2 protein-coding genes are annotated in these 3,289 nt (G+C 41.1%); both read left to right on the top strand.

What is annotated here, in order from left to right; genetic code table 11:
* The first annotated feature begins 147 nt into the window (after window positions 1–147).
* Entirely contained in the window at window positions 148–1,329 is a 1,182-nt protein-coding gene (locus tag BW941_RS17520) for a DUF262 domain-containing protein (RefSeq protein WP_076518256.1), read from the top strand.
* Window positions 1,330–2,463: an MAE_28990/MAE_18760 family HEPN-like nuclease gene (locus tag BW941_RS17515; RefSeq protein ID WP_076518255.1), complete on the top strand. Its 1,134-nt coding sequence runs from the start codon at window positions 1,330–1,332 to the stop codon at window positions 2,461–2,463.
* Window positions 2,464–3,289: the final 826 nt, after the last annotated feature.

The raw sequence follows: 3,289 nt of genomic DNA, 5'->3' as shown, positions 1-3,289 counted from the left end.
ACCGTGAGAGACTTCACTCTGGAATCGGGTATGAAAGCCCTGAAAACTATTCAAGGGCGTGTGCCTGAAGTGTCCACGAAAGTGGTAGCAGATCACGCCCCAAGGTCGGGCGTTATGCTGAAGAATATTTTCAAGTAGAGGTAAAAAATGAAACTCTTTGAAGGTGAAAGCATTGAGCATGAGGTAGTAAATGATCAGCCGCTACGGATGTCCGATGAAGAGATTAACAGTAAGTATCGCGAGGGCGAGATACGAATTGTAACTGAACAGGCCAGGTACCCGTTAAACACTATTTCTTCAATGGTTCACAGCGATATCTACAAAATGAACCCGGAGTATCAAAGGCGACATAGGTGGAGCAACAGAAAAAGGTCATCACTAATTGAATCATTGATAATGAATGTACCGATACCTCCAATATTTCTTTATGAATACGAATATTCTTCATACGAAGTAATGGATGGCTTACAAAGGCTAACCGCTATCTCTTCTTTTTACGATGATGAGTTTGAACTCGAAGGTCTTACGAAGTGGCCTGAACTCAATGGGAAAAAATATAGCAAACTTCCAAAACTTGTACAGCAAGGCGTAGATAGAAGATATATATCTTCAATTATCCTTTTGCATGAAACGGCGAAAACTAGTGAGGAAGCAGAGAACCTTAAGCAGATGGTTTTCGACCGAATTAATAGTGGGGGTGAAAAACTTACTCCTCAGGAGAAAAGAAATGCTAATTTCGATGGAAAACTAAACAGACTCTGCATTAGACTTTCTGAGAATCAGAGCTTATGCAAGGCTTGGGGTATACCATTAGAAGACGGAAATCCTGATCGGATCCATTCCGAACGCGCAGAAAACAAACTGTTCAAAACTATGGGTGACGTAGAGTTGGTTCTGAGGTTCTTTGCTTACAGGCAAAGAGCCAATTTGCAGCGAGGGTCTTTGGAATCATTTCTAGATTTCTACCTAGAAAAAGGAAACTATTTTACTACGGAAGTCTTGGGCAACTTAGAAGACCTGTTCGATGCTACTATAAATCTGGCATACGATCTGTTCGGGGATAAAGCATTTTTTCTATATAGGAAAAGAAAAACAGGGTGGGGTTGGTTTGAACGACCCACAACCGCAGTATACGACCCCATGATGAACTCCTTGAGCCAGAGACTAGAATTCCGCGATGAACTTGTAAGAAGAAGAAAGGAAATGAATGAGGCCATCATAGAGTTCTATAAGGATAATTATGGCGCTTTCGAAGGTAGAAACACCAACCAGTCAGCCCTAGAGGAAAGAGACTTAAAGTTCAATGAGTTCTTTGATAGGTTTATTTAAATGTTCCAATCGTTGTCAGATTTTCTGAGTAGCATAGATGGCTTAATAAATCATCTAAATTATGAAAAGAGCTGCCAAGTATACTTTCAAACCGGAGCAAAAAAGTACACCGGAGAACACTCCCTCGAAGTTGAGTTTCGGAGTTTTCTAGCTGAGAAGATAAGCCCGGCACTAACGGATTCAAAGGTTTATTCATATAAGAATGGCATAATATCTCTTTATGGATTTTTAGAAAGATATGTCGAGGATATAATTATCGAATTTCTTCGAGGTATCTGCGAGCTGTCTCTAGACTATAAGAGTCTTCCTCAAGAGATAAGAAAAAATCATCTTGATGCATCTCTCGATCACATCAATAAGCTTAAGAAATTAAGAGGAATGAGTGCCGATTACAGGCAGTCGTCACTTACTGAAGCGGTGAAAAATATGCACAATTGCCTGGTCGAGGCGCAGGAGTATGCTCTTAACTATGATGCATTTGTTAGCCATACTTCGAACTTTCGCTATGACTCGATTCATGAAATATTTACTAGAATTGGAATACATGGAATATCTAGATCCTGCCTGGACGATGCTGGTCTAGCTGAAGCACTATCTCGCAAGCATTCGCCGACAGGGACGCTCGAAAAAAAGATTCTTATCTCCTTATTGATGTCAGAGCTAGATAACCTGGCGCAACGCAGGAATGAAATAGCTCACGGGGTTCGTATTGATGAAATAGAGTCTTTGGATATGCTTCAGGAACGAATTGAAATAATTCGCCGATATGGCCTGGCTATACATTCTATAGTATTTTCCAGATTAAATTCTTATGCGTATCAGAGCGCGAGAAAAATTGATTTAGGAAGACCCTACAAGGTGTATGGAGGCATTCGTGTGCTAGAATTTCAGAGATTTTTCCCTGCCGAGATTCCCGAGGAGTGTGCAAAGATTTCTGTCGGAGATAAAGTGTTTGCAATAAATGAGAACAGCTCTACTGATGTAATCTGTGGAAGTATTGTATCTATACGAAACCATGACGGTAATGTTGATTTTCTAGAGGCACCACACAATTCTTCGTTTTCGATAAGGGTAGATTTTAAAACTAATTCTCACGTGCGAAAGCGAATGGTTTTTGTTGGAGTTGAGGCATAACAAGGCAATGCACGCGACAAACGCGTGATTGCAGCGTTATGCAGTGAATTTAACGGAAACCGTACAAAGAAAATCAAAGTAGTGTCACTCAGACTAGTTACATGTATAAGGTCGTCTGGCTCGAGATTATTTATAACTGAAATGAACGTAACGTAGAGGTCAGTTGGTCATGGAGATAGGTGAAATTTACGATGTGGTTTTTTCGACGGGCCGTTATGAAATAGAATATGAAAATTGTGTTAAATGTATAAAGAAAACTCCAAAGTCCTACCGTGTAGAAAGAGAAGACGGTACTACTAGGTTGGTAGGGCAAGATTCAATTTTGGAGTTGAAGAAGTTATCAAAATTCACATAACAAGATGTTCAAATACGTTACGATCGTTAGGGCGCTTACGGGACTGCCAACGCTAGGCTTTGCTTGCCTTGCCTCTTAGAGGGTCGTGATGCAATTTAAGAGGGGCTACCGGAGGCGCAGATGACACAAGAGCAAAGACTGATTCCTTTAGTGTTATCAAACGGAGCATTAAATTCTGCTGTGGCCACGGGTAACAATGCTAGTTGGCACTGTAGCTGCGAGCGAATCTTGCCACTTATCGGTAAGTCGGGTCAGATAAAAGGGCCAAGCGAAAACACATCAGTCGAATGCCCGGACTGCAAGATTAGGTATTTTGTTGAGCCTGATGGTGGAGATTACAAGCGAGCAGTTCGAGTCGTTGAGCTATGAATTCACATAACAAGCGACTGTGGTTCAACCGTAGCTAAATAATTATTCATAAGACCACTCCTGACCATTCCGGATCATCGCATTCAGGATGGTCAAAAACTT

It is taken from the genome of Thalassolituus maritimus, assembly GCF_900156675.1.
In the GTDB taxonomy this organism is placed as follows: Bacteria; Pseudomonadota; Gammaproteobacteria; order Pseudomonadales; family Oceanobacteraceae; genus Thalassolituus; species Thalassolituus maritimus.
The sequence above is the reverse complement of the archived record's forward strand: the minus strand, read 5'-3'. Positions and strand labels throughout refer to the sequence as shown.

Excerpts from the sequence above, each read along its gene's own strand:
- BW941_RS17520 (WP_076518256.1), top strand. The coding sequence starts at position 148 with ATGAAACTCTTTGAAGGTGAAAGCATTGAGCATGAGGTAGTAAATGAT.
- BW941_RS17515 (WP_076518255.1), top strand. The coding sequence starts at position 1,330 with ATGTTCCAATCGTTGTCAGATTTTCTGAGTAGCATAGATGGCTTAATA.